Below are 26,091 nucleotides of genomic sequence, written 5' to 3' on the forward strand. Positions count from 1 at the left end.
CCTCATCCACCTCCTTCACGCTCCATTCCTCGCCGCATGAACGGAGCTCCTGGCTTTCGACGGCCGTCCTCCAGCGGTGGACGCCTTTGGGTCGCCAGCGCGGCTGGGGCCAGGCCGGTGAGGAACCTGAGCTCGGGAGCGACCTGCTGACTGTCGGGTCGCTCGCTTGTCGGTGGCCGGTCGGTCTTCGCATCGCGCGGCGCTGTCGGTGACGGGGCGGCGGGCGCCGAACGGTAGTGGTGACGAAGCTCGTCGACCTTGGCGTTGAGCGCCTGGCGGATCTCGTCGGCGACCGACCGGCCGGAATCCGCGGGGCGGTGCACGAGGGTTTCCCACTGCGGATGAAGCATCGTCTGGATCAGAGCCGCCCGCACGGTACGCCGCTCCTCGGCGCGGAACGGGACGACCTCGGCGAGGCGGTTCTGCAACACGGCCTCGGCGATCTGGTCGAAATGCATGACTCCCGGGCCCTGCGCGAGCCGATCGATCAGCTGCTGCGAGTCCACCCGGAGACCCGCGGCCTGTTTCAACAGGCCCTCGGTCGCTGTGAAGGCACCCTCGTACTGCGGTTCGCTGAAAACGAGACCCGAATACCCGGCGAGCTCGGCGAAGACCTGGAAGTCCTGCGCTGCCCGCAGCTCGGCGAAACCCTCGGTCAGACCCAGCGAATGGGCCGTGCGTATGGCGTTCGGCTCCGCCGGCGCATCGAGCGTCATGCCTGCATGCGTTGCCTCGTGCAGGACCGTCGCGAGTGCCTGGGCCTGGCGCCGGCGGTTCGCATCAGCGCGGCCGGTCAGGTATCGAAGGACGAGCGGACCGTTCACCTTCATCGACCCGCTCCGACGGTCGAAGCCGCCCAGGCTGTCGCTGTTCGTCGCGTAAAGCTCTCCGTTCCACCCGTCGACCGCGGTCGGCCGAATGCTCCGCGCCAACCGGTACAGCCGGGCGAACTCCCGGTACGGCGGCGAGCCGGGTGGGAGCCGTATCGCGCTCTCGGTCATCCCTCGTGCTTCGGCCAGGACGGGTCGCGGAGTTCGTTCTCGAGGTGCTCGAGGACCCGAGTCATCGCGCGAATGTCGGCTTCCTCGTCAGCCGGCGCGCGATCGGCGATCTCCCAGATCCTGCGGCGTGCATCCTGCAGCGCAGCGATCTGCTCCTCCACGGTGCCTTCCACGGCGTACGCGGCGGCATGGATCCGGCCGGCTTCGTGATACAGCTCGCTGCGTTCCCGCGCGGGTGCCGGCTGCTCGGCGAGGCCGGCGATGAGCCGGGTCGTCCAGGCGCGGTCGTGATCCGACGCGTCCGCGGGCACCAGGGCACGTAGCCGCTCCTGCTCGGCGGCGATGTCGACCGGCTGCCCGCCGTGGACGCGGTCACGCGTACGGTTGAACTCCTTGGTGAACGTCGGAACGTCGAGTGGCATCCGGCTTCTCCTGACGTGTGCTCGAAGGTCAGATCACGGTAGCGAGCTCCGGCACCGGCTCGTGGGAGTTATCCACAGGTGGGGTGGTCGGTAGACTCGGTGGGGTTGTGCTGGGGTTGTCTCTGGAGAACGGACTGTTTCGTGTTCGACACGCTTTCTGATCGGTTGTCCGCCACGTTCAAGAACCTGCGTGGCAAGGGCAAGTTGACCGATGCCGATATCGAGGCGACGACGCGGGAGATCCGGATCGCGCTGCTGGAGGCGGACGTCGCGCTGCCGGTGGTGAAGGACTTCATCGCGGCGGTCCGGCAGCGGGCCGGTGGGGCCGAGGTGCGCGGCGGGCTGAACCCGGCGCAGCAGGTGATCAAGATCGTCAACGAGGAACTGGTCACGATCCTCGGTGGCGAGACCCGCGAGCTGCGGATGGCGAAGCGGCCGCCGACGGTGATCATGCTGGCCGGTCTGCAGGGTGCCGGTAAGACCACCCTGGCCGGGAAGCTGGCCAAGTGGCTGAAGGAGACCCGGCACCAGACCCCGATGCTGGTGGCGGCCGACCTGCAGCGCCCGAACGCGGTGACCCAGCTGCAGGTGGTCGGCGAGCGGGCCGGCGTGCCGGTGTTCGCGCCGGAGCCGGGCAACGGCGTCGGCGACCCGGTGGACGTGGCCCGGCGGGCGATGGACGAGGCGCGGACCAAGCAGCACAGCGTGGTGATCGTCGACACGGCCGGCCGGCTGGGTGTCGACGAGGAGCTGATGAAGCAGGCCGCCGACATCCGCGACGCGGTGTCGCCGGACGAGATCCTGTTCGTGGTCGACGCGATGATCGGTCAGGACGCGGTCACCACGGCGCAGGCGTTCCTCGACGGGGTCGGGTTCGACGGCGTCGTACTGTCCAAGCTGGACGGTGACGCCCGCGGTGGTGCCGCGCTGTCGATCGCGCAGGTCACCGGCCGCCAGGTGATGTTCGCCTCGAACGGCGAGAAGCTCGAGGACTTCGACGTCTTCCACCCCGACCGGATGGCCTCGCGCATCCTCGGCATGGGTGACGTGATGAGCCTGATCGAGCAGGCCGAGCGCACCTTCGACGCCGAGCAGGCCGCCAAGACCGCGGCCAAGCTGCAGAAGAAGGGCGGCAAGGACTTCACCCTGGACGACTTCCTCGCCCAGATGCAGTCGGTCCGCAAGATGGGCCCGCTGACCAAGATCTTCGGCATGCTGCCGGGCGCGTCGCAGTTCAAGGACCAGCTGGAGAACTTCGACGAGCGCGAGATCGACCGGATCGAGGCGGTCATCCACTCGATGACACCGGCCGAGCGGGCCGACCCGAACATCATCAACGGCTCCCGCCGGGCCCGGATCGCGAAGGGTTCCGGCACCGAGGTCGCCACCGTGAGCGGGCTGGTCGAGCGGTTCTTCGAGGCCCGCAAGATGATGAACGCGATGGCGACCGGCAAGGGTCTGCCGGGGATGCCGGGCATGCCCGGGATGCCGGGGATGGCCGGTGGCGGCGCCCGGAAGGCGAAGCAGCAGGCGAAGAAGGGCAAGAAGCGCGGCTCGGGCAACCCGGCCAAGCGGGCCGGCCAGGCTGGTCAGCGGCCGTCCGCGCCGGAGCCGGGCCAGCTGCCGGCCGCGTTCGGGGGCGGCGGCCAGAACGGCGGCGACTTCGAGCTTCCCGACGACCTGAAGAAGATGCTCGGCGGCGGCCAGTAGACCGGTTCCTCCCTCGTGCCCGAAAGGGCACACCGTTCCCGGTTGTCCGCGACCCTGTGAGGACTAAGATCGTCCCTACGCCCGAAGACCCGGTACTGCGGAAGACGTCGAAGGACGGTTTCGGATGAGGCAGCAGTTCAAGAACCTGGACACGTGGCGGGGGAAGCTCACCGCCACCTGGGTGATCTTGGCTCCGCCCACCGCGATGGTCGCCGTCTTCGTCGCCGGCGGGATCACCTCGAACACTTTCATCGTCGACGCGCACGCGCTGGCCCAGCCGCGCCCGGACACCCAGTTCGACGAGCTGGCCAACGACCTGCCGACGCAGCCCGGGGCGGACGGCAGCCTCCCGACGCAGCAGAAGTCGCAGATCCAGGTGCCGGTGACCGGTGCGGTCGACGGCCCGGTGCAGCCGATCCCCGGCATCACCGGCAACCCCTCGGGCATCCCGGGGACCGTGCTGGCGGCGTACCAGAAGGCTGCGAACGAGCTCGCCGTCGCGATGCCCGGCTGCCGCATCACCTGGCCGCTGCTGGCCGGCATCGGCAAGGTCGAGTCCGCACATGCCAGCGGCGGCCGGGTCGAGCCGAACGGGAACACCCGCGGCAAGATCCTCGGCCCGGTCCTCGACGGCGGCCCGGGGATGGCCGCGATCACCGACACCGACCAGGGCCTGTACGACGGGAACACGGCCTGGGACCGTGCCGTCGGGCCGATGCAGTTCATCCCGGGGACGTGGAAGGCGTTCGGGGCGGACGGGAACGGTGACGGGGTCAAGGACCCGCACAACATGTTCGACGCGGCCCGTGCGGCCGGCGACTACCTCTGCTCGGGCGGTGCGAACCTGTCCGACCCGCAGGGCCTGGTGCAGTCCGTGCTGCGCTACAACCACTCGATGGACTACGTGTCGACCGTGCTGCGGTGGATGCAGACGTACGCCAACCAGACGGTGACGATTCCGGACACCGACGGCGTGATCAACCCGCCGTCCGACGACACCGGCAACGTGGACTACTCGAACGACCCGACCCGCACGGACACGACGACCACGACACCGCCGACGACTCCGACGCCCACGGTGGCGCCGACGACTCAGCGCAGTACGCCGATCCCGTCGCAGACCACGTCCAGGCCGACGTCGGCCAGGCCGACCAGCCCGTCGACCACGACGCCGAAACCGCCGATGACGTCGTCACCGAAGCCGACCACCAGGCCGACGTCGCCGACCACCACTCCGTCGGAGACGCCGACCACGACGCCGACACCGACGAAAACGCCGACCACCACGCCCACGCCCACGCCGACGCCGACGGAGACGCCGAGCACGCCGGCGCCGACCTGTGCCCCGACGCCGACCGGAACGCCGACGGCCACCCCGACGCCGACTCCGACGGAAACACCGATCCCCTGCACCACCGCGGAGGCACCGGATGCGGAGCAGACCGGAGCCGCCGCCACACCCGGGCAGGCCCCGCAGCCAGCGAAATGAGGCGGCCGGACACTCCGTCTGTGTAGTGACCGGCACGCGGCTATGCGCTGTCCGGCACTGGCACTGGACCGACACCACAAGGTGCGTGTTGGCGGGTCAGGTAACTTTGCGTCGACTTGATGTAACTTTCTGGCGTATGGATCGTTGAGGGGACTATGCGCCTAACCCGTAGTGGTAACCGTCGGGTCAAAATCATCATCGCTTCACTGTGCACAGCCCCGCTCCTGGTCGGGGCCATCGTGACAGTCGCCTCGGGCGGGGCCGGTGCCTCCGGTCAGCTCGCGGCGGACAGCCCGGTCGCCCCATCGCCTGGGGCCGGGCTCAACAGCGGTGAGTTCGACGAACTGACGATGATCGTCCCGCAGCGTCCCGGAGTGGACGGCCGGCTCGGTTCCGACAAGCCGGCCCGTGCGGATGTGCCCGTCCAGGGTGCGACCGACGGCCGGTCCGTGGTCCGGCCGGGACGACCTGATGCCGTGAACGGCATCCCCCGCGGGGTGTTCCCCGCGTACCGCCGGGCCACCGCCAACCTGGCCGTGGTCCGGCCGAACTGTGGGCTGACCTGGCCGTTGCTGGCCGGGATCGGCAAGGTCGAGTCCGACCACGCCAGCGGCGGCCGGGTCGACGTGGCCGGCACCACCCGGGGCAAGATCCTCGGACCGGTGCTGAACGGCCGGCGCGGCAACGGCCGGATCACCGACACCGACAAGGGCCGGTACGACGGCGACCTGACCTGGGACCGTGCGGTCGGCCCGATGCAGATCATCCCGCAGGTGTGGAACGACTTCGGCGCCGACGGCAACGGCGACGGCTTCCGCAACCCGAACAACGTGTACGACGCGGTCACCACGGTCGCGGTGTACCTGTGCTCGGACGGGGGTGACCTGAAGCAGCCGCGGGACCTGGTCGCGGCCCTGCTGCGGTACCAGCACTCCAAGGACTTCGTCGCCACCGTGCTGAAGTGGATGCGGGTCTACAGCAAGAACGCGGTGCTGATCCCGAACGAGAAGGGCAGCCTGTCGACGCCGAAGGCGAACGGCAACGCCGAGCGCAAGGTGGACCCGCGCGCGGTCCCGGACGTCCCGGACGACACCACGCCGGCGACGCCTCCGGCCGCCACCACGTCCGCCACGCCGAAGCCGAAGCCGACCGTGCCGTCCAGCACCGACGGGCCGACGCTGCCGGACCCGGTGGACACGCCGACCAAGGAGCCGACGCACAAGCCGACGAGGCCGACGACCCGGCCCTCGCCGACCCCGACGCCGACTCCCACGCCGACGCCCACCCCCACATCGACGCCGACCACGACGCCGACGCCCACCCCGTCGGACACGCCGACCAGTTCGCCGTGCTCGACGACTGACCCGACCACACCGACCTGCACCCCGGGCGGCGGCTCGCACGGCTGACGTCAGGCCGGTTAACGTCGCGGTATGACGGACAGCGGTAGGACGGAAACCGGCGTACTCAGACTCGTCGGCACGGTGTTGCCGGCCGGTGAGCAGCAGGAGATCCACCTCAGCGGTGGGCTGGTCGTGGACCGGCCCACCGCTTCCGATGTCAGCACTGTGCACACCGGCGGCTGGATCGTGCCCGGCCTGGTCGACGCGCACTGTCACATCGGGCTGGACCAGCACGGTGCCGTCGACCGGGAGACCCAGGTGCAGCAGGCGGTCGCCGACCGGGACGCCGGTGCACTGCTGGTGCGGGACGCCGGCTCGGCTGCGGACACCCGGTGGATCGACGAGCGCGAGGACCTGCCGAAGATCATCCGGGCCGGCCGGCACATCGCCCGCTCGAAGCGGTACATCCGCAACTACGGCTGGGAGATCGAGCCGGACGAGCTGGTCGCGTACGTCGAGCAGGAGGCCCGCCGGGGTGACGGCTGGGTGAAGCTGGTCGGCGACTGGATCGACCGCGACGCCGGCGACCTGACGCCGTGCTGGCCCGCCGAGGCTCTGGACGCGGCGATCGCCCGAGCGCACGAACTCGGCGCCCGGGTCACCGCGCACGTGTTCGGCGAGCACGCTCTGCCGGACCTGCTTGCCGCCGGCATCGACTGCATCGAGCACGGCACCGGTCTGCTCCCGGACATGCTCGACCGGATGGCCGAGTACGGGGTCGCGGTGGTCCCGACGCTGGTCCAGCTGGAGAACTTCCCGCAGTACGCCGATCAGGCCGCCGCCAAGTTCCCGGTGTACTCGGCCCACATGCGCGAGCTGTACGACCGCCGCCTGACCCGGCTCCGGGACGCTTACGAGGCCGGTGTGCCCGTGTATGCGGGGACCGACGCCGGCGGTGTGCTCGGGCACGGCCTGGTGGCGCAGGAGGTCCAGGCGCTCACCACGATCGGCATGTCGGGCGAGCAGGCGCTCGCCGCCGGGTCGTGGGCGGCCCGCGAGTGGCTGGGTGCCCCGAGCAACCTTCAGCCCGGCGATCCGGCCGATCTGGTGGTGTACGACGAGGACCCGCGGGCCAATCCCGCCGTCCTGACGCACCCGCGGGTGATCCTCCTGCGTGGCAAGGTCGTCTTCTCGGTGTGACGAGCCGAATTCACCCCGTGACGGGAAAAAGTTCACTCGAACCCTGGTCGCGGCGGAAGATCTTGCCTTAGCGTGACATCCGGGACCGCCGACGCCCCTCGGCGGACCGCATCAGGGAAGGAACCGCCCAATGGGGAAAACCGCCCGAGTACCCATGTCCAGACTGTCCGCTCTGCTTGCCACCGCGGCCGCCGGCGCCCTCGCACTGAGCGCCCTGCCGAGCAACGCCGCCGAGCCGGCCGAGCCGGCCAGAGCATCCACTGACCTGGCCGTCGCGTTCGAGACCGCGGCCGCCAAGTACGACGTACCGAAGGAAGTGCTCGTCGGAGTCGGCTACGCCGAGTCGCACCTCGACGGCCACAACGGCCTGCCCAGCCAGGCGAACGGGTACGGCGTGATGCACCTGGTCAGCAACGACCGGAACCCGACGATGTCCGAGGCGACCAAGCTCACCGGCCTGCCGGTCGAGAAGCTGGCCAAGGACACCGCGTCCAACATCCTCGGCGCCGCCGCCGTCCTCGACGCGTACGCCGATGCCGCGAGGCTGACCGACCGCTCGAACCTCGGCAAGTGGTACGAGGTGATCGCGAAGTACTCGCACTCCGCCGACGCCCCGACGGCCAGGCTCTACACCGACGAGGTCTACCGAATCATCGGCCGGGGTGTGAATGCCGCCGGCGTCACCATCGAGCCGAAGAAGGTCACCCCGGACCGCGGTGCCTATGCCAAGGTCGCCCCGCTCGGAACCCGTACGCCGGCCTCGGTCGCGGCCGTGGACTACCCCGGTGCGATCTGGAACCCGGCCAGCACCAGCAACTACCGCGTCGGCCGGACCGCGGCGATCACCACGATCGTCGTCCACGTGACGCAAGGCTCGTACTCCGGCACGATCAGCTGGTTCAAGAACCCGTCGGCCAAGGTGAGCGCGCACTACGTGATCCGCTCCAGCGACGGCCAGGTCACCCAGATGGTGGCCGAGAAGGACACCGCCTGGCACGTGCGGACGGAGAACCCGTACACGATCGGCATCGAGCACGAGGGCTGGGTGGACCAGCCGTCTTGGTTCACCGACGCGATGTACCGCTCGTCGGCCGCGCTGACCCGCAACATCGCCGATCGTCGCGGCATCCCGAAGGACCGGGCCCACATCAAGGGTCACAACGAGATGCCGAACAACGACCACACCGACCCGGGTCCGAACTGGAACTGGACCTACTACATGCAGCTGGTGAACGGCGCGAACCCGCCGCAGTACAACTTCACCACCTATGGCACCGGTGTCCGGGTCCGTTCGGCGCCGAGCCTGTCCGCCTCGATCGTGACCACGCTCCCGGGACCGACCCAGGTGTACGTCGAGTGCCAGGTCGAGGGCGACCCGGTCACCGCCGAGGGGACCACGAACAACTGGTGGTCCAAGCTCCGTGACCAGCGCGGCTACATGACCAACATCTACATCGACCACCCCGACCCGAAGCTCCCCGGCGTACCGGAGTGCACCGGCTAGTAGGCACCCGGGCGAAGAGTGGAGCCTGCTCTACCGACCGGGGGCTGTGGGGTGACGCAGGATTGAGGCATGTTGACGAAGATCCTGTCGCGAGGCGGTCCGGCTTGTGGATACTTGGCGGTCCGCTTCGTGACAGGCATAGGCGTGCTCGTGGCGCTCCCGCTGGGTCTGCTGTTGGCGTGGCTTCCTTCCGTGCGGGCGGGCCTGGTACGGCTGGCGCAGGTCGAGCGGTCCCAGGCGTCCAAGTACCTCCGGCTACCGGCAGCAGCCGGCACCAACTCGTTCAGGCGCAGCCTGTGGCTCCTGTTGATGCCACTCGTGACGGTGCCCGAGCTGTTCGTCGCCGTGACCGCTGCGATCGGCGCGCCGGCCGCACTGGCCGGCATGGCGCTGTGGAAGCTTGACCCGGGCAACTTCACACTGATGGGTTTCGGCGTCGACAGCTGGCTCGAGGCGCTCGTCCTCGGTCCACTGCAGATCCTGGTCAGTCTGGGGGTGCTGGGCTGGGTCGCACCCGCACTGGCGCGCCGCCACGCTGAGGTGGTCCGCGACGTGCTGGCGCCAAGTGAGGCCGAGCAGCTCACACAACGAGTGGAGGAGCTCACGCGCAGCCGGGCCGGTGCTGTCGACTCGCACGGCGCTGAGCTACGGCGCATCGAGCGGGATCTGCACGACGGGGCCCAGGCACAGTTGGTTTCACTTGCCATGCGCATCGGTATCGCGAAGCAGATGATGGCCGATGACCCGGAGCGGGCCGCCAAGCTGCTCGACGACGCCCGTGACGGTGCAGAGCAGGCAATGAACGAGCTACGCGGCGTACTGCGCACCATGTACCCGCCGATCCTCGCCGATCGCGGTCTGGCCGGTGCGGTCTCCGCACTGTGCGCCCGCTGCCCACTGCCGGTGGAACTCCGGCTGGGCGAGCTCGGGCAGGTTCCGGCGGCTGTGGAAGCTGCCGCGTACTTCGTCGTCGCCGAGTCACTCACCAACATCACCAAGCACTCCGCGGCCGGGCACGTCGACGTACTGATGGAACGGCGTGGTCCAGGGCTCTACCTGGCGATCACCGACGACGGCATCGGCGGGGCGCGGATCAGCGAACGGTCCGACCTGCTGGGCCGGGGGAGTGGTCTGCATGGCATGCTCCACCGGGTGGAGGCCATCGACGGACGGCTCGAGCTGGAGAGCCCGATCGGCGGGCCGACGACGGTCGAGGTGGTGCTGCCGTGCGGGTCGTGATCCTGGAGGACAACCCGATCCTGGCCGAGGGGCTCGGCCTGCTGCTCGGCAACTCCGGGTACGAGGTGGTCGCGGTCGCCGGTGACGCGGACGAGTTCGCCAAGGTGATGGCCGACAGCACCCCGGACATCGCGATCGTCGACGTACGGCTGCCACCTACGTTCACCGACGAGGGGCTGCGCGCCGCCATCGAGGCCCGCCGGGTCCGCCCGGGCTTCCCGGTGCTGGTGTTCTCGCAGTACGTCGAGGAGGTGTACGCCGCCGAGCTATTGGCTGCCGGGAGTGAGAGCGTCGGCTACCTGCTCAAGGACCGGGTGTCCCGCGTGGACGAGTTCCTGGAAGCGGTACGGCGGGTTGCCGCCGGCGGGACCGTGTTGGACCCCGAGGTGGTCAGCCAGCTGATGGTGAAGCGCAGCAGCCCGCTGGACCGGCTGACACCGCGGGAACGCGAGGTGCTCGCGCTGATGGCCGAAGGGCTGGGCAACACGGCGATCGCGGAGAAGCTGGTGATCTCCGAGGGCGCGGTGCACAAGCACGTCGGCAACGTCTTCCTCAAGCTCGATCTTCCCCCGACGGACTCCGGTCACCGCCGGGTTCTCGCCGTACTGGCCCATCTCGGCCTCTGACGACTCCGCCTTGACGAGCGATGCCGGATCCCCGCCGTACAGCGGGGATCCGGCATCGGTTGGGTCACGCGGTTTCGTTCGGCACCGGCTCGAGGGTCGGCTTGTCGTCGGCCTTGGTGGCCGACAGCGAGTCGATCAGCTGCTTGGCCAATGCGAAGCCGGAGCCGCCCATGGTGATCGTCTTCACCAGGGTGTCCTCGATGCCCTGGGCACCGTTCAGCACCACCATGTTGCCGACCTTCTCGAACGAGGAGGCCGCCGCGGAGACGATCTGCGGGTACGCCTCGGCCAGCTGCTGGGCGACGACCGCGTCGGTGTTCGTCGCCAGCGCCTCGGCGCGGGCCTTGATACCGGCCGCCTCGGCCATCGCCTTGGCCTGGACCGCGGCCGCCTCGGCCCGACCGGTCAGCTCGGTCGCCTTCGCCTCGGCCTCACCGCGCAGCGCGACCTCGCGGGCGTTCGCCTCGGCGGCCGCGATCTGCGCGTCCCGGGCGGCCTGGGCCAGCGTGCGCTGCTTGTACGCCTCGGCGTCGGCCGGCTTCAGCACCGACGACTCCAGCTGCTTCTCGGCCAGCGAGGCGTTCAGCTTCGCGGTCTCGGTCTCGGCGACGACGACCTCTTGCCGGGCCAGCGCCTCGGCCAGCGGCCCGGCCTGCGACGCCTTCGACTTCGCTTGGTCGACCTCGGCCTGGTAACCGGCCTGGGCGATCGAGCTCTCCCGGACGGCGGCGGCCTTCTGGGCGGCCGCGGCCTGCTCGCGCTCGGTCGCCTCCCGGTCCCGCTCGGCCTGCGCGATCCGGGCCGCGGCCTCCACCGCGGCGGCCTGCGGACGGCCGAGGTTCTTGATGTAGCCGGACTCGTCGTCGATCTCCTGGATCTGGAGCGAGTCGACCACCAGGCCCAGCTTCTCCATGTCGCCGGCCAGCGAGCCGCGGATGTTCGTGGTCAGCGTCTCCCGGTCGTGCAGCATCTCCTCGACCGTCGTCGAGCCGACGATCGCGCGCAGGTGACCCGCGAACAGCTCGTGGATGGTGCTCATCACCTGCTCGTCGCTCTGCTCCAGGAACCGCCGGGCAGCGTTCGCGATCGAGCCGTAGTCGTCACCGACCTTGTACGCCACCACGCCTTTGATGTGCAGCGGGATGCCCTGACTGGACACACAGGTGACCGTCAGCGGCGTGGCGCGGATGTCGAGCGGCAACCGCCGTACGGTCTGGAAACCGGGCAGCACCGCGGTGCCGCGGCCGACGACGATCTTGAAGCCGAGCGTCTCGTTGACCTGGTCGGTGCTGGAGTGCGCGCCGAGACCGGAGATGATCAGCGCCTCGTTCGGTTCGGCCACCCGCCAGACCATCCGGAACAGGATGAGCAGGACCACCAGCGCGACGGCGCCGCCGATCAGATACGTCCAGAGCATTTCCCCTCCAAGGGAACAGAAGTTCAGAAGGCGCGAGCGACGTACACCGTGCGGGGTGGGTCGAAGTCGACCACCACCACCGGCGTGCCCACCTCGATCACCTCGTCGGTCGCCGGGTAAGCGTAGAAGGCCTCGGTGGCACCCCGGACCGGCAGCATCACTTCGCCGACCGTCCCGGGTGCGATCCGGCCGATCACGCGTCCCCGCTTCCCCACCATGACGCCCCTCCGACGCAGCTGACCCGACAACAGTTCCCGAAGCCTAATGCCATCACGGCTTGTGGCCGCGCCGGTACAGGCGCATCGTTGGAGGTGTCGGCCTGGGGATGTTGGCGGAGGACCTGATGGTCGCGGAAGTCCGGGTCGGGGTTGTCGAGCAGGGGTCCGACGACGCCCGGTTGGAGGAGCTGGCCCTGCTGCTGCGGCAGGAGTTGCTGGCCCTCGACGTACGCGCGGTCGAACCGTATCGGGAGGGTGAGGCGCCGGAGGGGTCGCGGGGCGGTCTCGCCGCCATCGCCGGGGTGCTGAGCGTGTCACTCGCGCCCGGACTGCAGGTGCTCGGCACAGTCGTGTCGGTGGTGCGCGACTGGCTGCGCAGGTCGGGCAGCGGCCGGACGGTGAAGGTCACCATCGACGGTGACACGATCGAGCTGACCGGCGCGAACGACGCGGTCCAGCAGCAACTCGTCGACGCGTTCGTCAGGAAGCATTCAGAAACGGTCGCCTGAGATGGACGGCTCGCGCGTCGCGCTCGTGATCGCGAACGACCGGTACGACGACCCGGGCCTGCGCCGCCTGGTCGCGCCGGCCCAGGACGCGGCCGCGCTGGCGGAGGTGCTCGCGGATCCGTCGGTCGGCGGGTTCGAGGTGCGGGTCCTGCACAACGCCTCGGCCCAGGAGATCCGCTTCGCTGTCGAGGACTTCTTCGCCGACCGTGCGCCCGAGGACCTGCTGATGCTGCACTTCTCCTGCCACGGGCTGAAGAATGCGGCCGGCGAGTTGTTCCTCGCGGTTGCCGACACGAAGCCGACCCGCCTGGCCTCGACCGCGGTGTCCGCGGACTTCGTCAACCGCCAGATGGCCGACAGCCGGGCCCAGCGGATCGCCTTGTTTCTCGACTGTTGCTACGGCGGCGCCTTCCCGCGCGGCATGGTCGTCCGCGCGGCCGGCGAGGCACAGGTGCGGGATGCGTTCGCCGGTCAGGAACAGGTCGGCGGTGGACGCGGTCGCGTGGTGGTCACCGCGTCCAGCGCGATGGAGTACGCCTTCGAGGGCGGGCAGTTGGCCACGGACGCGTCCGCGCCGTCGGTCTTCACCAGCGCGGTCGTCGACGGGTTGACGACCGGGGAGGCCGATCGCGACGGCGACGGCTGGGTCGGCCTGACCGAACTGGTCGGGTACGTCACCGACCGGGTGCGCCGAGTGACCCCGAACCAGAACCCGCAGATGTGGACCTTCGGCTCCCAGGGCGAACTCCTGCTCGCCCGCAGCCGCATCCGCCGGATCACCCCGGCACCGCTCGCCCCCGAACTGATCCAGGCGATGGAGAGCCCGTTGCCGGCCGCAAGGTTCGGCGTGGTCGACTACCTGCGCGAGCGGCTGATCGGGAACGATCTGAGTCAGGCGTACGCCGCCTGGCAGGCCTTGCAGCGCATGGTGGACGACGACAGCCGCCGGGTCGCCCTCGCGGCCGCGGAGGCTCTGAAAGCGGGAGTTCCACAGGTGACCCCGGCCGTCCTCGACCTCGGTCTGACCGGGGAGGGAGAGCTGCGGATGGAAGGTACGCCGCTCGCGTTGACCGCGGTGGCGTCGTCGAGCGCCGACTGGCTACGAGTCGAGCAGGACGGCGCGACCATCCGGGTCCGCGCCGCGGTGGCGGGAGCCGATGAGGCGTCGGTGATCCTCAGCGGACCGACCGGTGAGCAGACGATTCCGGTCCGTGTCACCCTCCCCGACACCGAGTCCGAGCCACCCCCGCCACCGCCCGAACCGAAACCTGAACCCGCCCCGCTCCCACAACCAGAGCCCCCAAGGGTCCAGGGACCGGCCCCACAACCCAAGCCAGGTGGGGTGCAGGCGCCGGCTCGGCAACCCGAGTCGGCAACTGCGCCGCCGCTCACGCCACCCCCGGTGTTCGCGGGGAAGACTGCCACCCGGGACCTGCCGACCGAGCCGGCGGCGACGGTCCCCTGGTGGGTGGTCGCCGTACTGATCATCGGCTCCGCCGTCCTGATCTACCTGAACTGGCCGGGGGAGGCGGGGTCGCGCAAGATCTGGTACGACGCCGACAACACCGGTTGGTACGTGTACCGGAGCTCGGGCGACCCGATCATCCTGTCGTCGTTCGCCGCGTTGCTGGCGAGTGTGATCGCTCGATGGTCGGGACCGATCGCGCTGGGCATCGTCGCGGGATGCGTCGCCTCGCTGCTCGAGGACGGTCTGCTGGTCCTTGTCGGTGGTATCTCGTCCGACGAAAGCACCATGTTGTTCGGTATCTGGACCGACGAGACCACCGCGTGGCTGCTGACCGGGCTGGTCGCCGCCGCGATGGCCGCCGTACTGCTGACCGTGCTGTGGCCCGGCAGGTGGCCGCTCAGGCCGGTGCCGCCGGTGCCCATGGTCGTGATGGTTGCCGGCGGCATCCTCCTGCTCGCGAGCGCGCTGATTCGGCACCCCGATGGCGTGTCCTTCTTCACCGTCACCAGGCTTGCCGCCGTGGAGCCGTTCGTCACGGTCGCGCTGGCCTGGCTCGCGCTGGCGGCGACAGAGGGCCGGGCCCGGATCTGGCTGACCGCGGCCGCGGCGACGTACGCGATGATCAGCATCGTCGCGGCGTTCCCCGCTCTGACCGAGGGGGACTCGCCGCCTGCGTTCCTCACCGCGCTGCTCGGCAACGGGCTCATCGCCGCCGCCGTGCTCAGCCGCGGATTGCGCCTTCCGTCGCACCCTTGATGAACTGCCGCGCGAAGATTCCGAACACGATCACCAGCGGCACCATCGCCATCAGCGCACCCGTCATCACCATGCTGTAGTCGACGCCGTGGCTGCTGTTGAGCGTGGACAGCGCCACCTGCAGGGTGAGGTTGTCGGGGTTGGTGAGCACGATCAACGGCCACATGTAGTCGTTCCAGGACGCGACGAAGGTGAAGATGCCGAGGAACGCCAGCGCCGGCCGGGCCGACGGCAGCGCGACATGCCAGTAGACGCGGAGGAACCCGCAGCCGTCGAGGGTCGCGGCCTCGACCAGTTCGTCGTGGATCGAGTTCTGGAAGTACTGCCGCATCCAGAAGATCCCGAACGCGTTCGCCGCACCCGGGATGATCAACGCCTTCAGCGAACCCACCCAGCCGAGCAGCGCCATCGTCTGGAACTGCGGTACGGCGGCCAGTTGCGCCGGCAGCAGCATCGTCGCCAGCAGGACGACGAACAACGCGTTCCGGCCGGGGAACCGGAACTTGGCGAACGTGAACGCGGCCAGCGAGTCGAAGAACAGCACCAGCAGCGTGGTCGAGACCGCGACGATCGCGGTGTTGGCCATCGACTGGAAGAACGCGACGTTCTCGAGCACGTGCCGGACGTTGTCGTCGAACTGCGAACCGAAGGTGAACTTCGGCGGGAACCGGTAGATGTCCGCGGTGCTGTTCGACGCCATCACGACGGTCCACGCGAACGGGAACAGGAACACCACCAGGGCGGCGATCAGGGCGGTGTGCAGCGCGATCCCGCGCAGCCGTTGACGCATCACTTGGCCTCACCCCTGCCCCGGAAGATCCGCCAGTTGATCGCGGTGAACAGCAGCACGAGCAGGAAGATGCTGAGCGCGATCGCGGCCGCGTACCCGTAGTCGTTGTCCAGGAACGCGGCCCGGTAGAAGAACAGCACGACCGTCATCCCGCTCTGACCGGTGCCGCCGCTGTTGCCGACCATCACCTGCGGCTCGGTGAACGTCTGCAGTCCGCCGATGGTCGAGATGACCACGGTGAACAGCACGACCGGGCGCAGTTGCGGCAGCGTGATCGAGAAGAACGTCCGGACCGCACCGGCACCGTCGACCTTGGCCGCCTCGTATTGGTCCTTCGGGATGGCCTGCAGTCCGGCCAGGTAGATCAGCGTGTTGTATCCGACCCACTGCCACACGATCATCGTCGAGATCGCGATCTTGATTCCCCACGGCTGGCCGAGCCAGTCCTGTTCGGCGATCCCGAGCGACCGCAATGCGCCGTTGACCAGGCCGAAGTTGGTGCTGAACACGGAGCCGAAGAAGATCGCCATCGCCACCAGCGAGGTGACGTTGGGGATGAAGTACGCGATCCGGTAGACGTTCGTGAACCGTACGGCGGACTGCAGCATCACCGCGAGGACGAGCGCGATCGCCAGCGTCGGGAGCGTCGACATCAGGAACAGTACGACGGTGTTCTGCAACGCCAGCCAGAACGTCGGGTCCTCGACCAGGAACCGGAAGTTGTCCAGGCCGGTGAACTCGCGGGCGCTGAGGCCGTCCCAGCGCTGGAACGCCAGCACGATCGTGGACAGCATCGGGTACAACCCGAAGACCGCGAACAGGACGTAGAACGGCGACAGGGCCAGATAGAACCGCCAGTACGACCAGATCCGCCTGCGACGCCTCTGACCGGAGGAGGGCCCGGTCAGAGGCATCGCCGGCGCGGTCGGCACAGTCGTCGTACTGGTCACTGCACTCCTTGTCGCTTGGCGATCGCCTTCGCCTTCGACACCGCGGCGGACCAGGCCGCGTCGGAGGTCTTGGCGCCGGACTGCACGGTCTTGAGCTCGTCCTTGAACGGCTGCGCGACCGCGCCGTCGGACGGGGCCTCGTACGCCACCGGGATGGCCTTGGCCGCCGGGCCGAAGACCTCGATCGGCACCTGGCCGCCGAAGAACGCGTCCGCGACCTTCAGTTGCGGCTTGTCGTACGCCGCCGGCGTGGCCGGGAAGATCTGGGCGTCGGCGAACGCCTTCGCCTGGTTGTCCGGGTTGAGCATGTACTTGATCACCTCGAACGCCTTGGCCGGGTCGGCCGCGTTCTTGGTGATGGTGAGGAACGAGCCGCCGAAGTTCGCCGGGCCGCCCGGGGTCGGGGCCAGCCGCCACTTGCCGGCACTGGACTTGACCGCGGACTTGATGTCGAGCGCCACCCAGGCGGCGCCGACGTGGGCCGGGACGGTGCCCTGGTCGAGCCCGGCGTTCCAGTCCGGCGAGCCGCTCGCCGTCTTGCCGTCGATTTTCAGCGTCATCGCCTTGACCACGGTGTCCCAGGCCTTGCGGATGTGGTCCTGGTCGCCGATGAAGGTGTTGTCCCTGGAGACGTACCGCTCGGTGCCCTGGCCGACGACGATGTCGTATAGGTCGGTGGCGTCCCAGACGATCAGCGCCTTCGGGTTGGACTTCTTCAGCTCGACGCCGGCGGCGAAGAAGTCGTCCCAGGTCTTCAGTTGCCCGGCCACCGTCGCCGGGTCGCCCGGCAGGCCGCCCTTGGTGAACACGTCCTCGCGGTAGTACAGCGCGGTCGGGCCGATGTCGATCGGCAGGCCGATCACCTTGCCGTCCAAGGTGGTGGCCTGCTTGACCTTCCACTCGACGTACTCGCCGAGCACCGGGTCAGCGCCGACCGTCTTCAGGTCCACGAACCGCTCGGCCTGCGGCAGCATCGAGGCGATGTCCTCGCCCTTGATGCCGGTGATGTCCGGGATCGACGTTCCGCCGTTGAAGGTGGTGATCAGCTTCTGCTTGAAGTCGCCGCCGATCTCGGAGTACTTGATCTTCGGGTCCGGGAAGTGCGCGACGGTCTCGTCCAGCACCGACTTGCCCAGGCCGCCCGGCCAGCACCACAGCGTCAGCTCGGTGGCGGCGTTCTTCTTCGTCGTCGTACCGGTGTCCATCCCGGACGAGCAGGCGGCCACGCTGCCGCCGAGTACGGCTGCGAAGCCCCCAGCGAGCAGCGTCCGACGTGAGAGCTCCATGGTTCTACCTTCCTGAGTGGGCGCTGATCAGCGCTTCGAGGTCGTGGTCTTCGGGATGGGCGGCCTGCCACGCGGCCAGATCGGCCCAGCGCGGCGCGGCGTCGGCGCCACCGAGCCGGGTCACCGACAGCGCGGCCATCAGCGACGCGAACCGGACCCGCTGTTCCAGCGGCAGGTCCCACAGCGTGGCGGCGATGAAGCCGGCGGCGAACACGTCACCCGCCCCGGTGGTGTCCGCCGCCTGCACCGGATAAGCCGGTACGGCGACTCGTTCGCCGGTGGCGGCATCGAGCGCCAAGGCCCCGTCGGCACCGTTCGACACGACGACCAGCGGAACTCTGTCGGCCAGCCGGTCGAGGGCCTGCTCCGGACTGTCCGAGCGGGTGTAGCTCATCGCCTCACCGGCGTTCGGCAGGAACACGTCGCAGTGCTCCAGCTGGTCGAGCACGTGCGGGTCCCACTGCTCGGACGGGTCCCAGCCGACGTCGGCAAACACCACGCAGCCGGCCGCTTTCGCCTTCGCCAGCCACTCGTTCGGCCAGGGGCCGATGTGGGCGGCGACGGCTCGGGCGGCCGGCGGCGCGGTGATCAGCTCGTCGGCCGACAGCAGGGGAGGGGTGCCCCGGGTGACCAGTGCCCTGTCGTTGTCATAGGCAAGGGCCACGGTCAGCGGGGTCTGCCAGCCGACGAGCCGGCGGGACAGAGTCAGATCGATGCCTTCGCCGTCGGCGAGCCGGTGCCAGAGCCGGTCGCCGATGTCGTCCGCGCCGAAGGCGGCGGCCAGGCCGGTGCGCAGCCCGAGCCGGGCCAGCGCGACCGCGAAGTTGGCGATACCGCCCGGGCTCTCGAGCGAGTCCGTCGCCCAGACCTCCGTCCCGGGCCGCGGCGCGGTGGGCAGGCCGAGCACCAGGTCCTGGAAGACCAGGCCGGACACCACCACGTCCAGCTCACCGCGCATGTGACGCCACACTCCTGCACGCTCGATCAAACTCGTGCATGAATCTTGATTGTCTTGGTCAGGATGCGCAATACCTGATCACAATTTTGACTGAAAATGACGAAGTTTGCGTGATACGGTCTCACTGTGTTGCCAAAGCAGCGGCAGGATCAGATCGTGCGCGCGCTCCGGGCCGACGGCGCCGGAGGCGTGAAGGTGCTGGCCGAACGGCTCGGCGTGAGCGAGGCGACGATCCGTCGCGACCTCGAGCAACTGCACGCCGAGGGCCGGCTGACCCGGGTGTACGGCGGTGCGCTCGCGGTCGACGGCGGGGACGAGCCGTTCGCCGACGTCAACGCCGTTCACGCGGAGGAGAAGGACCGGATCGCCCGGCGGGCCGCGGAGCTCGTCACCGACGGCGAGTCGGTGCTGCTCGACATCGGGACCACGGCCCTGCGGGTCGCCCAACACCTGCACGGCCGGTCGTTGACGGTCGTGACGAGCAACCTCGCCGTACTCGAGGAGTTGCAGAACGACGAGCAGATCGAGTTGATCGTGCTCGGCGGCTTCGTCCGGCGGAGTTACCGCTCGCTCGTGGGGTATCTGACCGAGGAGAGTCTGCGGCAGATCCACGTCGACTGGCTGTTCCTCGGTACCAGCGGTGTCCGCCCCGACGGGCGGGTGATGGACAGCACGATGATCGAGGTGCCGGTGAAGCGGGCGATGATCAAGGCCGCCGACCGGGTGGTGCTGCTGGCGGACGCGACGAAGTTCCCCGGCCACGGAGTCGCGCGGGTCTGCGAGCCGGGCGAACTGACCATGGTGGTGACCGAGCCCGACGCCGACGAGGCGACCAGGGCCCAACTGACGGAGGCAGGCGTACAGGTGGTGTTGGCGTGAGACTGACCATCCTCGGTGGCGGTGGGTTCCGGGTGCCGCTGGTGTATCAGGCGTTGCTCGGGGACCGCGGTGACGGCCGGATCACGTCGGTGGTGCTGTTCGACACGGACCGCTCCCGGCTGGCGTCGATCGGAGCGGTACTACGGCAGCAGGCCGCCGCGGCCACGGCCGGCGGCGCCGGCTTGGAAGCCGGGCCGGTCGTGCCGCCGGTGGTGACCGAGACGACCGACCTGGACGAGGCGCTGCGCGGCGCGGACTTCGTGTTCTCCGCGATTCGCGTGGGTGGACTGGAGGGGCGGACGGTCGACGAGCGGGTCGCGCTGGACCTCGGCGTACTCGGGCAGGAGACCGTCGGCGCCGGAGGGATCGCCTATGGCCTGCGGACCCTGCCGGTCGCCGTGCGGATCGCGCAGCGGATCGCCGCGGTGGCACCGGACGCCTGGGTCATCAACTTCACCAACCCGGCCGGCATGGTGACCGAGGCGATGATCCCGTACCTGGGTGACCGGGTGATCGGGATCTGCGACTCGCCGTCCGGGCTGGGGCGGCGGGCGGCGTTGGCACTCGGCGTCGATCCGTCGACCGCCTTCTACGACTACGCGGGGCTGAACCACCTCGGGTGGCTGCGCGGGCTGCGGTCCGGTGGTGTCGACCACCTGCCGGGCTTGCTGTCGTCCGGTCATGCGCTGGCCTCCTTCGAGGAAGGACGGCTGTTCGGCGCGGACTGGCTCCGGTCGCTCGGCGCCATCCCGAACGAGTACCTGCATTACTACTACTTCGCCCGCGAGACGCTGGCCGCCGTACAGGCCGTGCGGCAGACGCGGGGGACGTTCCTGCTCGAGCAGCAGTCCGCCTTCTACGCCGAGACGGCCCGCCATCCGGAGCAGGCGCTGGAGTTGTGGCAGAAGACCCGGGCAGAGCGTGAGTCGACGTACATGGTGGAGAGCCGTGAGGTCGCCGACGCGGGGGAGCGGGACGAGCGGGACATGGCCGCGGGTGGGTACGAGCAGGTCGCGCTGTCGCTGATGCGGGCGATCGCCCACAACGAGCGGGCGTCGCTGATCCTGAACGTACGCAACCGGGGTGTACTGCGGCACCTGGACGACGACGCGGTCGTCGAGATCCCGTGCACGGTCGACGCCAACGGCGCGCTGCCGGTCACGGTCTCCCAGCTCACCGACCACCAGGCCGGTCTGGTCTGCGCGGTGAAGGCCGTCGAGCGCTCCGCGATCGAGGCGGCCGCGAGTGGGTCGAGGGACGCCGCCCTGCGCGCCTTCGCCTGGCACCCGCTGGTCGACTCGGTCACCGCCGCCCGGAAGCTGCTCGACGCGTATGCTGAACAACTACCTGAGCTGGCGCCGTTCCGGAGCTGACCTCGGGTTGGTCGGCGTGCCCCGCATCTGGCACAATGGCCTGCTGAGTCCGTCCAGGTTCGTGCAGCCCTCTAACTCCACTGCCTGGCCGGCCCATCCGAGTGGTCACCCGTTGTCCCCACGACGTTGTGCTGCTCACCCAGACATGTAATCCAAGGGAGACCCCACAAACGTGGCAGTCAAGATCCGTTTGAAGCGCATCGGCAAGAAGCGTGCGCCGCACTACCGCATCGTCGTGATGGACGCCCGGACCAAGCGGGACGGCCGGGCCATCGAGGAGATCGGCAAGTACAACCCGAAGGCCGAGCCGTCGTTCATCCACGTCGAGTCGGACCGGGCGCAGTACTGGCTCAGCGTCGGTGCGCAGCCGACCGAGGCCGTCGAGGCGATCTTCAAGGCTTCCGGCGACTGGCAGAAGTTCAAGGGTGAGGCCGCGCCGGCGCCGCTGAGGGTCAAGGAGCCGAAGCGGGACAAGCAGGAGATCTTCAACGAGGCCCTCGCCGAGGCGCACGGCACGCTGAAGACCGAGGCCGTCACCGCGAAGAAGGCCGCGGCGAAGAAGACCGCCGCCAAGGCTGACGACACGGCCAAGGCCGACGACACCGCCAAGGCTGACGACGCTGCGAAGGATGAGGCGCCGAAGGACGAGGCGCCGAAGGCTGAGGCCGCCGAGGCCCCGGCCGAGGCCGCGCCGGCCGACGACGCCAAGGCCTGACCATGATGGAGACCGAGGCGCTCGAGCACCTGGTCCGAGGCATCGTGGACAACCCCGACGACGTCAGCGTCCGGGCCCGCAACCTGCGGCGCGGCCGCACCCTCGAGGTGCACGTGCACCCGGACGACATCGGCAAGGTGATCGGCCGCAACGGCCGGACCGCCACCGCGATCCGGACCGTCGTCGGCGCGCTGAGCTCGGAGAAGTCGCTTCGCATCGACTTCGTCGACGAGGTGAACCGCCGCAGCCGCCGCTGACGCGAGGCATCCCGAAGGGCCGCATCCACCCGGGTGCGGCCCTTCGCCTGTCCTGGTACGGGGTCCCGTGCCTGCGGTCGCGGCGACGGGCGACAGAATGGCTGGTGACAGTGAACGGATCTCAGAGAGGGTTCATCGGGTGTTGGTGACAGTCGGACGGATCGGCCGGCCGCACGGGATCAAGGGCGAGGTCGGCGTGGACGTCCGGACGGACGAGCCGGACCGCCGGTTCGCCGACGGGGCGACCGTCGTCACGGACTCCAAGGTGCCGCGCACGCTGACCGTCGAGGCCAGCCGGTGGCACAGCGGACGGCTCCTGGTGAAGTTCGCCGAGGTGCCGGACCGGACCGCGGCCGAGCAGCTGCGCAACCTCGTCGTGCAGTCCGAGGTGGACGACGACGAGCGCCCGGAGGACCCGGACGAGTACTACGACCGCGACCTGATCGGCCTGGCCGTCCGCACAGCCGACGGTGCAGAGGCGGGTGAGGTCATCGACGTCGTCCACCTGCCGTCGCAGGACCTGCTGGAGATCCGCCGGCCGGCCGGCAACGCCGTCCTGGTGCCGCTGGTGGAGGAACTCGTCCCGGAGCTCAACGTCGACAAGGGGTACGTCGTCGTCGCGGACCGGCCCGGCCTGCTGGAGCCAGAGGGCGCCGAGGTGGTTCCGACCGATCCGGACGCGGACTGATGAGGCTGGACGTCGTCACGATCTTCCCGGAGTACCTCGCCGCGCTGGACGTCTCCCTGGTCGGCAAGGCGGCGAAGAGCGGTCTGCTCGACATCCACCTGCACGACCTGCGCGACTGGACCCACGACCGGCACCGGACCGTCGACGACACCCCGTACGGCGGCGGCGCGGGCATGGTGATGAAGCCAGAGCCCTGGGGGGAGGCGCTCGACGCCATCGCACCCCCTGACGGCCCTGCACAACCCAGACTGATCGTGCCCTCGCCCGCGGGTCGGCCGTTCACGCAGCAGCTCGCGTACGAGCTTGCAGCCGAGCCATGGCTTGCCTTCGCGTGCGGCCGCTACGAGGGCATCGATGCGCGCGTCACGTCGTACGCGGGGGAGCGGATGCAGGTCGACGAGGTCTCCATCGGCGACTACGTGCTGAACGGCGGTGAGGTCGCCGTACTGGTCATGGTCGAGGCAATCGCCCGGCTTCTGCCAGGAGTCATCGGCAACCCGGAGTCCCTGTCCGAGGAGTCCCACGCGGGTGACGGCCTGCTGGAGTACCCGGTGTACACCAAGCCGCCGAGCTGGCGTGGGTACGACGTACCGGAGGTGCTCCTGTCCGGCAACCACGGCCTGATCGCTGCCTGGCGTCATGAGGAGTCGGTACGGCGTACTGCGGAGCGTCGGCCTGATCTGCTCGCTGCGTGGGGTGATGCGGTCGCAGGCAAGGACGATGCGACGTCACAGGTCAGGATACTGCCCGCCACCAAGGCCGACGCGGGCGAGATCCACACGCTCCAGTTGGCGGCCTTCCTGTCGGAGGGGCTGGCGTACGACGACCTGTCCATCCCGCCTCTGGTGGAGGACGTGGAGGCGAGTGTCCAGCGGCTCAAGCAGGGCGGCGTACTCAAGGCTGTGGCGGGCACCAGGATCGTCGGGTCGGTGCAGACGACCGTGGACGGCTCGGTCGCGCGGATCGGCCGGCTCATCGTGGCACCGGACTGGCAGGGCCGCGGTCTGGGCAGCCGGCTACTCCGTGTGGCCGAACAGCTCGCGCCCGCCGAAGTAACGTCGTACGAGCTCTTCACCGGTGCGGAGAGTGACCGCAACCTCGGTCTGTACCGGAAAGCCGGTTACCGAGAGGTACGACGGGAGCGGCAGACGGCGAAGGTCGAGCTGGTCCTGCTGGCCAAACGGCGCCGCCGGCGCTGATTTCGTTGTCGCCGGGGCGGTGTGGCAAGATTGATCGCTGCTGCCCTTCGGTGCTCCTGCCACAGGGGGTGACCACCGACCGGCAGCCTTTTGATGACTTCATCACCACGAGATTCGTGGGTGACCTGTGGCACGCGCGAGGAAGAGACACCTGATGAGCAACGTCCTGAACGAGCTCGACAACGCGAACAAGCGCGACGACATCCCCGCCTTCCGCCCCGGTGACACCGTCAAGGTGCACGTCAAGGTCGTCGAGGGCAACCGCTCCCGCGTCCAGGTGTTCCAGGGTGTCGTGATCCGGCGCCAGGGTGGTGGCCTGCAGGAGACCTTCACGGTCCGCAAGGTCAGCTTCGGCGTCGGCGTCGAGCGGACCTTCCCGCTGCACACCCCGATCGTCGAGAAGATCGAGGTCGTGACCCGCGGCGACGTCCGCCGGGCCAAGCTGTACTACCTGCGCGACCTGCGCGGCAAGGCAGCCAAGATCAAGGAGAAGCGGGAAGTCCCGGCCTCCTGAGCCGCTGACGACGACGGTCACCTATGGCGCCGAGCACTGCGACTCGCGCTCGCCCTCGCCCGGCAGCCAGGAGGGCACGTCGCACCAAGGGACGTCACCGCAGGCTGAAGCAGCGGAATCCGCTGCTCAGCCTGCTCGTGGAGATGAGCACCGTCACGGTGCTCGCCCTCGTCATCACGGTGGTACTGCGGCTGTTCGTCGCGGAGGCGTTCTACGTCCCGTCGGAGTCGATGTACGACACGCTGACCACGAACGACCGGATCCTGGCCGAGAAGATCAGCTACATGCACCGCGACGTGGATCGCGGCGACATCATCGTCTTCAAGGACCCCGGCAACTGGCTGAACGAGGAGCAGGTCGAGCCCGGCCCGTTCCGGCGGGTCGGTGAGTTCGTCGGCATCCTGCCGCGCAGCGGTGAGGGTCACCTGGTCAAGCGGGTGATCGGGGTCGGCGGTGACCGGGTGATCTGCTGCGACCGGGCCGGCCGGATCACCGTGAACGGCATCCCGCTGGACGAGCAGGAGTACCTGCTCCAGGACGCCAGGCCGTCGCTGCAGCCCTTCAACGTGCTGGTGCCGGCCGGTCACCTGTGGGTGATGGGCGACAACCGCGCCGAGTCCGCCGACTCCCGCGCCCACATGGGCGGCCCCGGCGGCGGATTCGTGCCGGTCGAGAACGTGGTTGGCCGGGCCTGTTGCGTAATCTGGCCGTCTGACCGGATGACGATGCTGCGTCCTCCGGAAACCTTCAAGAAGCCGGGGCTGGAGAAGTGACAGATACGCCGACGAAGACGCCGGAGAAACCCGCACACCGTTCGGGGTTCGCCGCCGCCGCCCGTGAGTTCGTCCTGATCGTGGTCGGGGCACTCATCGTCTCGTCGATCCTGCGGGCCTTCGTCGGGCAGATGTTCATCATCCCGAGTGAATCGATGGAGAACACCCTGCTGGTCGGTGACCGGGTGGTGGTGGAGAAGCTCACCGGCGTGGAGCGCGGCGACGTGGTCGTCTTCGAGGACCCGGGCGGCTGGCTCGGCCCCGAGGAGAGCGGCCAGAAGCGCGGTTCGGTCGGGCGCTTCTTCGAGGTCGTGGGCCTGCTGCCGGACTCCAGCCACGGGCACCTGATCAAGCGGCTGATCGGCATGCCGGGCGACAAGGTCGCCTGCTGTGACGAGAAGGGCCGGCTGCTGGTCAACGGTCAGCCGCTGGACGAGACCAGCTATCTGTACCCGGGCGACGCGCCGTCGCAGCTGGATTTCCAGGTCACCGTCCCGGCCGGCCGGGTCTTCGTGATGGGCGACCACCGGTCCGCCTCCGGCGACTCGCGCGTCCATCTGCAGGACGTGGACGCGAACGGCGGCAACCAGGGCGACGCCGCCTTCGTCCCGATGGACAGGATCACCGGCCGCGCCGTCCTGGTCGTCTGGCCCGCCGGCCGCTGGAGCAAACTCGGCGTCCCCGACACCTTCAAGTCGGTCCCGCCCGCCGCCGAGCCGCCGCCGGACAAGCCTTCCATCTCTATGACCGCACCGCCCAAGTGAGCGAAACCCGGTGCCCTCGATCCCCCCTCACGCCCAGGCCCCG

Annotated in this window: 26 protein-coding genes; 18 read left to right on the forward strand and 8 right to left on the reverse strand. The window is 69.3% G+C overall.

Translation table 11 applies throughout. The annotated features are described in order from the left end of the window. Window positions 1–2: 2 nt before the first annotated feature. Both ACYVOK_RS25560 and ACYVOK_RS25565 read right to left on the reverse strand, forming a co-directional pair. The gene (locus tag ACYVOK_RS25560) at window positions 3–1,001 is read right to left on the reverse strand and encodes a hypothetical protein (protein WP_460665070.1); all 999 of its coding nucleotides are present in this window, start codon (window positions 999–1,001) and stop codon (window positions 3–5) included. Continuing rightward, the gene (locus ACYVOK_RS25565) at window positions 998–1,423 is read right to left on the reverse strand and encodes a hypothetical protein (protein WP_460665071.1); all 426 of its coding nucleotides are present in this window, start codon (window positions 1,421–1,423) and stop codon (window positions 998–1,000) included. The genes ACYVOK_RS25560 and ACYVOK_RS25565 overlap by 4 nt, the downstream gene beginning before the upstream one ends. Window positions 1,424–1,564: 141 nt before the next feature. Here ACYVOK_RS25565 and ffh point away from each other — a divergent pair, with 141 nt between their 5' ends. The 7 genes from ffh to ACYVOK_RS25600 all read left to right on the forward strand — a co-directional run bounded on the left by ffh (window position 1,565) and on the right by ACYVOK_RS25600 (window position 10,534). Continuing rightward, window positions 1,565–3,133 (forward strand): signal recognition particle protein, encoded by a 1,569-nt coding sequence (gene ffh, locus ACYVOK_RS25570; protein ID WP_460665072.1) that lies wholly within the window; start codon window positions 1,565–1,567, stop codon window positions 3,131–3,133. Window positions 3,134–3,257: 124 nt separating this feature from the next. Then, a complete protein-coding gene (locus ACYVOK_RS25575; protein ID WP_460665073.1) occupies window positions 3,258–4,622 on the forward strand; it encodes a lytic transglycosylase domain-containing protein in 1,365 nt (454 codons plus the stop codon). A gap of 239 nt (window positions 4,623–4,861) precedes the next feature. Further along, window positions 4,862–6,031: a lytic transglycosylase domain-containing protein gene (locus ACYVOK_RS25580; protein ID WP_460665074.1), complete on the forward strand. Its 1,170-nt coding sequence runs from the start codon at window positions 4,862–4,864 to the stop codon at window positions 6,029–6,031. A gap of 24 nt (window positions 6,032–6,055) precedes the next feature. Beyond that, window positions 6,056–7,165: an amidohydrolase family protein gene (locus ACYVOK_RS25585; RefSeq protein WP_460665075.1), complete on the forward strand. Its 1,110-nt coding sequence runs from the start codon at window positions 6,056–6,058 to the stop codon at window positions 7,163–7,165. 154 nt (window positions 7,166–7,319) lie between these two features. Continuing rightward, window positions 7,320–8,669 (forward strand): N-acetylmuramoyl-L-alanine amidase, encoded by a 1,350-nt coding sequence (locus ACYVOK_RS25590; protein WP_460665076.1) that lies wholly within the window; start codon window positions 7,320–7,322, stop codon window positions 8,667–8,669. Between the two features lie 69 nt (window positions 8,670–8,738). Continuing rightward, window positions 8,739–9,908 (forward strand): sensor histidine kinase, encoded by a 1,170-nt coding sequence (locus ACYVOK_RS25595; RefSeq protein WP_460665077.1) that lies wholly within the window; start codon window positions 8,739–8,741, stop codon window positions 9,906–9,908. Next, entirely contained in the window at window positions 9,896–10,534 is a 639-nt protein-coding gene (locus ACYVOK_RS25600) for a LuxR C-terminal-related transcriptional regulator (RefSeq protein WP_460665078.1), read from the forward strand. The genes ACYVOK_RS25595 and ACYVOK_RS25600 overlap by 13 nt, the downstream gene beginning before the upstream one ends. 64 nt (window positions 10,535–10,598) lie before the next feature. Here ACYVOK_RS25600 and ACYVOK_RS25605 read toward each other — a convergent pair whose 3' ends face one another. Both ACYVOK_RS25605 and ACYVOK_RS25610 read right to left on the reverse strand, forming a co-directional pair. Further along, window positions 10,599–11,951 carry a flotillin family protein gene (locus ACYVOK_RS25605; protein ID WP_460665079.1) on the reverse strand — a complete coding sequence of 451 codons (1,353 nt, stop codon included), beginning with the start codon at window positions 11,949–11,951 and terminating at the stop codon, window positions 10,599–10,601. A 23-nt stretch (window positions 11,952–11,974) separates the two neighbouring features. After that, complete coding sequence (locus ACYVOK_RS25610; RefSeq protein WP_460665080.1) at window positions 11,975–12,169, reverse strand: hypothetical protein; 195 nt, start codon at window positions 12,167–12,169, stop codon at window positions 11,975–11,977. A 107-nt stretch (window positions 12,170–12,276) separates the two neighbouring features. Between ACYVOK_RS25610 and ACYVOK_RS25615 the strand changes: the two genes are divergently transcribed. Together ACYVOK_RS25615 and ACYVOK_RS25620 are read left to right on the forward strand one after the other, a co-directional pair. Further along, window positions 12,277–12,678, forward strand: coding sequence for an effector-associated constant component EACC1 (locus ACYVOK_RS25615; RefSeq protein WP_460665081.1), 402 nt, complete (start codon window positions 12,277–12,279; stop codon window positions 12,676–12,678). Between the two features lies 1 nt (window position 12,679). Further along, window positions 12,680–14,902 carry a caspase family protein gene (locus ACYVOK_RS25620; protein ID WP_460665082.1) on the forward strand — a complete coding sequence of 741 codons (2,223 nt, stop codon included), beginning with the start codon at window positions 12,680–12,682 and terminating at the stop codon, window positions 14,900–14,902. Here ACYVOK_RS25620 and ACYVOK_RS25625 read toward each other — a convergent pair. From ACYVOK_RS25625 to ACYVOK_RS25640, 4 genes are read right to left on the reverse strand one after another with little or no spacing between them, the layout of a single operon-like run. Beyond that, entirely contained in the window at window positions 14,868–15,692 is an 825-nt protein-coding gene (locus tag ACYVOK_RS25625; protein ID WP_460665083.1) for a carbohydrate ABC transporter permease, read from the reverse strand. The genes ACYVOK_RS25620 and ACYVOK_RS25625 overlap by 35 nt on opposite strands. Further along, complete coding sequence (locus ACYVOK_RS25630) at window positions 15,692–16,642, reverse strand: carbohydrate ABC transporter permease (RefSeq protein WP_460665084.1); 951 nt, start codon at window positions 16,640–16,642, stop codon at window positions 15,692–15,694. The genes ACYVOK_RS25625 and ACYVOK_RS25630 overlap by 1 nt, the downstream gene beginning before the upstream one ends. Continuing rightward, a complete protein-coding gene (locus tag ACYVOK_RS25635) occupies window positions 16,639–17,928 on the reverse strand; it encodes an ABC transporter substrate-binding protein (RefSeq protein WP_460665085.1) in 1,290 nt (429 codons plus the stop codon). The genes ACYVOK_RS25630 and ACYVOK_RS25635 overlap by 4 nt, the downstream gene beginning before the upstream one ends. Before the next feature lie 4 nt (window positions 17,929–17,932). Next, on the reverse strand, window positions 17,933–18,886 hold the full coding sequence (locus ACYVOK_RS25640) for a carbohydrate kinase family protein (protein ID WP_460665086.1): 954 nt from the start codon (window positions 18,884–18,886) through the stop codon (window positions 17,933–17,935). Between the two features lie 126 nt (window positions 18,887–19,012). Here ACYVOK_RS25640 and ACYVOK_RS25645 point away from each other — a divergent pair, with 126 nt between their 5' ends. The 9 genes from ACYVOK_RS25645 to lepB (ACYVOK_RS25685) all read left to right on the forward strand — a co-directional run bounded on the left by ACYVOK_RS25645 (window position 19,013) and on the right by lepB (ACYVOK_RS25685) (window position 26,048). After that, on the forward strand, window positions 19,013–19,765 hold the full coding sequence (locus ACYVOK_RS25645; RefSeq protein WP_460665087.1) for a DeoR/GlpR family DNA-binding transcription regulator: 753 nt from the start codon (window positions 19,013–19,015) through the stop codon (window positions 19,763–19,765). Next, complete coding sequence (locus ACYVOK_RS25650) at window positions 19,762–21,138, forward strand: 6-phospho-beta-glucosidase (protein ID WP_460665088.1); 1,377 nt, start codon at window positions 19,762–19,764, stop codon at window positions 21,136–21,138. The genes ACYVOK_RS25645 and ACYVOK_RS25650 overlap by 4 nt, the downstream gene beginning before the upstream one ends. Before the next feature lie 172 nt (window positions 21,139–21,310). Further along, on the forward strand, window positions 21,311–21,853 hold the full coding sequence (gene rpsP / locus ACYVOK_RS25655; protein WP_460665089.1) for a 30S ribosomal protein S16: 543 nt from the start codon (window positions 21,311–21,313) through the stop codon (window positions 21,851–21,853). Between the two features lie 5 nt (window positions 21,854–21,858). Then, a complete protein-coding gene (locus ACYVOK_RS25660; RefSeq protein WP_460665165.1) occupies window positions 21,859–22,110 on the forward strand; it encodes an RNA-binding protein in 252 nt (83 codons plus the stop codon). A 139-nt stretch (window positions 22,111–22,249) separates the two neighbouring features. Beyond that, a complete protein-coding gene (gene rimM, locus ACYVOK_RS25665) occupies window positions 22,250–22,798 on the forward strand; it encodes a ribosome maturation factor RimM (protein WP_460665090.1) in 549 nt (182 codons plus the stop codon). Continuing rightward, window positions 22,798–23,997 (forward strand): tRNA (guanosine(37)-N1)-methyltransferase TrmD, encoded by a 1,200-nt coding sequence (trmD, locus tag ACYVOK_RS25670; RefSeq protein ID WP_460665091.1) that lies wholly within the window; start codon window positions 22,798–22,800, stop codon window positions 23,995–23,997. The genes rimM and trmD overlap by 1 nt, the downstream gene beginning before the upstream one ends. 154 nt (window positions 23,998–24,151) lie before the next feature. After that, the gene (rplS, locus tag ACYVOK_RS25675; protein ID WP_460665092.1) at window positions 24,152–24,511 is read left to right on the forward strand and encodes a 50S ribosomal protein L19; all 360 of its coding nucleotides are present in this window, start codon (window positions 24,152–24,154) and stop codon (window positions 24,509–24,511) included. Between the two features lie 143 nt (window positions 24,512–24,654). Further along, a complete protein-coding gene (gene lepB / locus ACYVOK_RS25680; protein ID WP_460665093.1) occupies window positions 24,655–25,284 on the forward strand; it encodes a signal peptidase I in 630 nt (209 codons plus the stop codon). Beyond that, window positions 25,281–26,048 (forward strand): signal peptidase I, encoded by a 768-nt coding sequence (gene lepB, locus ACYVOK_RS25685; RefSeq protein ID WP_460665094.1) that lies wholly within the window; start codon window positions 25,281–25,283, stop codon window positions 26,046–26,048. Before lepB (ACYVOK_RS25680) ends, lepB (ACYVOK_RS25685) begins: the two co-directional genes overlap by 4 nt. Window positions 26,049–26,091 lie beyond the last annotated feature (43 nt).

Source organism: Kribbella swartbergensis (assembly GCF_054784135.1).

Bases quoted from the DNA above. Each gene is read 5' to 3' on its own strand.
- ACYVOK_RS25560 (WP_460665070.1), bottom strand. From the start codon at position 1,001: ATGACCGAGAGCGCGATACGGCTCCCACCCGGCTCGCCGCCGTACCGG.
- ACYVOK_RS25565 (WP_460665071.1), bottom strand. From the start codon at position 1,423: ATGCCACTCGACGTTCCGACGTTCACCAAGGAGTTCAACCGTACGCGT.
- ACYVOK_RS25575 (WP_460665073.1), top strand. From the start codon at position 3,258: ATGAGGCAGCAGTTCAAGAACCTGGACACGTGGCGGGGGAAGCTCACC.
- ACYVOK_RS25585 (WP_460665075.1), top strand. From the start codon at position 6,056: ATGACGGACAGCGGTAGGACGGAAACCGGCGTACTCAGACTCGTCGGC.
- ACYVOK_RS25590 (WP_460665076.1), top strand. From the start codon at position 7,320: ATGTCCAGACTGTCCGCTCTGCTTGCCACCGCGGCCGCCGGCGCCCTC.
- ACYVOK_RS25595 (WP_460665077.1), top strand. From the start codon at position 8,739: ATGTTGACGAAGATCCTGTCGCGAGGCGGTCCGGCTTGTGGATACTTG.
- ACYVOK_RS25605 (WP_460665079.1), bottom strand. From the start codon at position 11,951: ATGCTCTGGACGTATCTGATCGGCGGCGCCGTCGCGCTGGTGGTCCTG.
- ACYVOK_RS25610 (WP_460665080.1), bottom strand. From the start codon at position 12,169: ATGGTGGGGAAGCGGGGACGCGTGATCGGCCGGATCGCACCCGGGACG.
- ACYVOK_RS25615 (WP_460665081.1), top strand. From the start codon at position 12,277: ATGTTGGCGGAGGACCTGATGGTCGCGGAAGTCCGGGTCGGGGTTGTC.
- ACYVOK_RS25620 (WP_460665082.1), top strand. From the start codon at position 12,680: ATGGACGGCTCGCGCGTCGCGCTCGTGATCGCGAACGACCGGTACGAC.
- ACYVOK_RS25625 (WP_460665083.1), bottom strand. From the start codon at position 15,692: ATGCGTCAACGGCTGCGCGGGATCGCGCTGCACACCGCCCTGATCGCC.
- ACYVOK_RS25635 (WP_460665085.1), bottom strand. From the start codon at position 17,928: ATGGAGCTCTCACGTCGGACGCTGCTCGCTGGGGGCTTCGCAGCCGTA.
- ACYVOK_RS25640 (WP_460665086.1), bottom strand. From the start codon at position 18,886: ATGCGCGGTGAGCTGGACGTGGTGGTGTCCGGCCTGGTCTTCCAGGAC.
- ACYVOK_RS25660 (WP_460665165.1), top strand. From the start codon at position 21,859: ATGGAGACCGAGGCGCTCGAGCACCTGGTCCGAGGCATCGTGGACAAC.
- trmD (WP_460665091.1), top strand. From the start codon at position 22,798: ATGAGGCTGGACGTCGTCACGATCTTCCCGGAGTACCTCGCCGCGCTG.
- rplS (WP_460665092.1), top strand. From the start codon at position 24,152: ATGAGCAACGTCCTGAACGAGCTCGACAACGCGAACAAGCGCGACGAC.
- lepB (WP_460665093.1), top strand. From the start codon at position 24,655: ATGAGCACCGTCACGGTGCTCGCCCTCGTCATCACGGTGGTACTGCGG.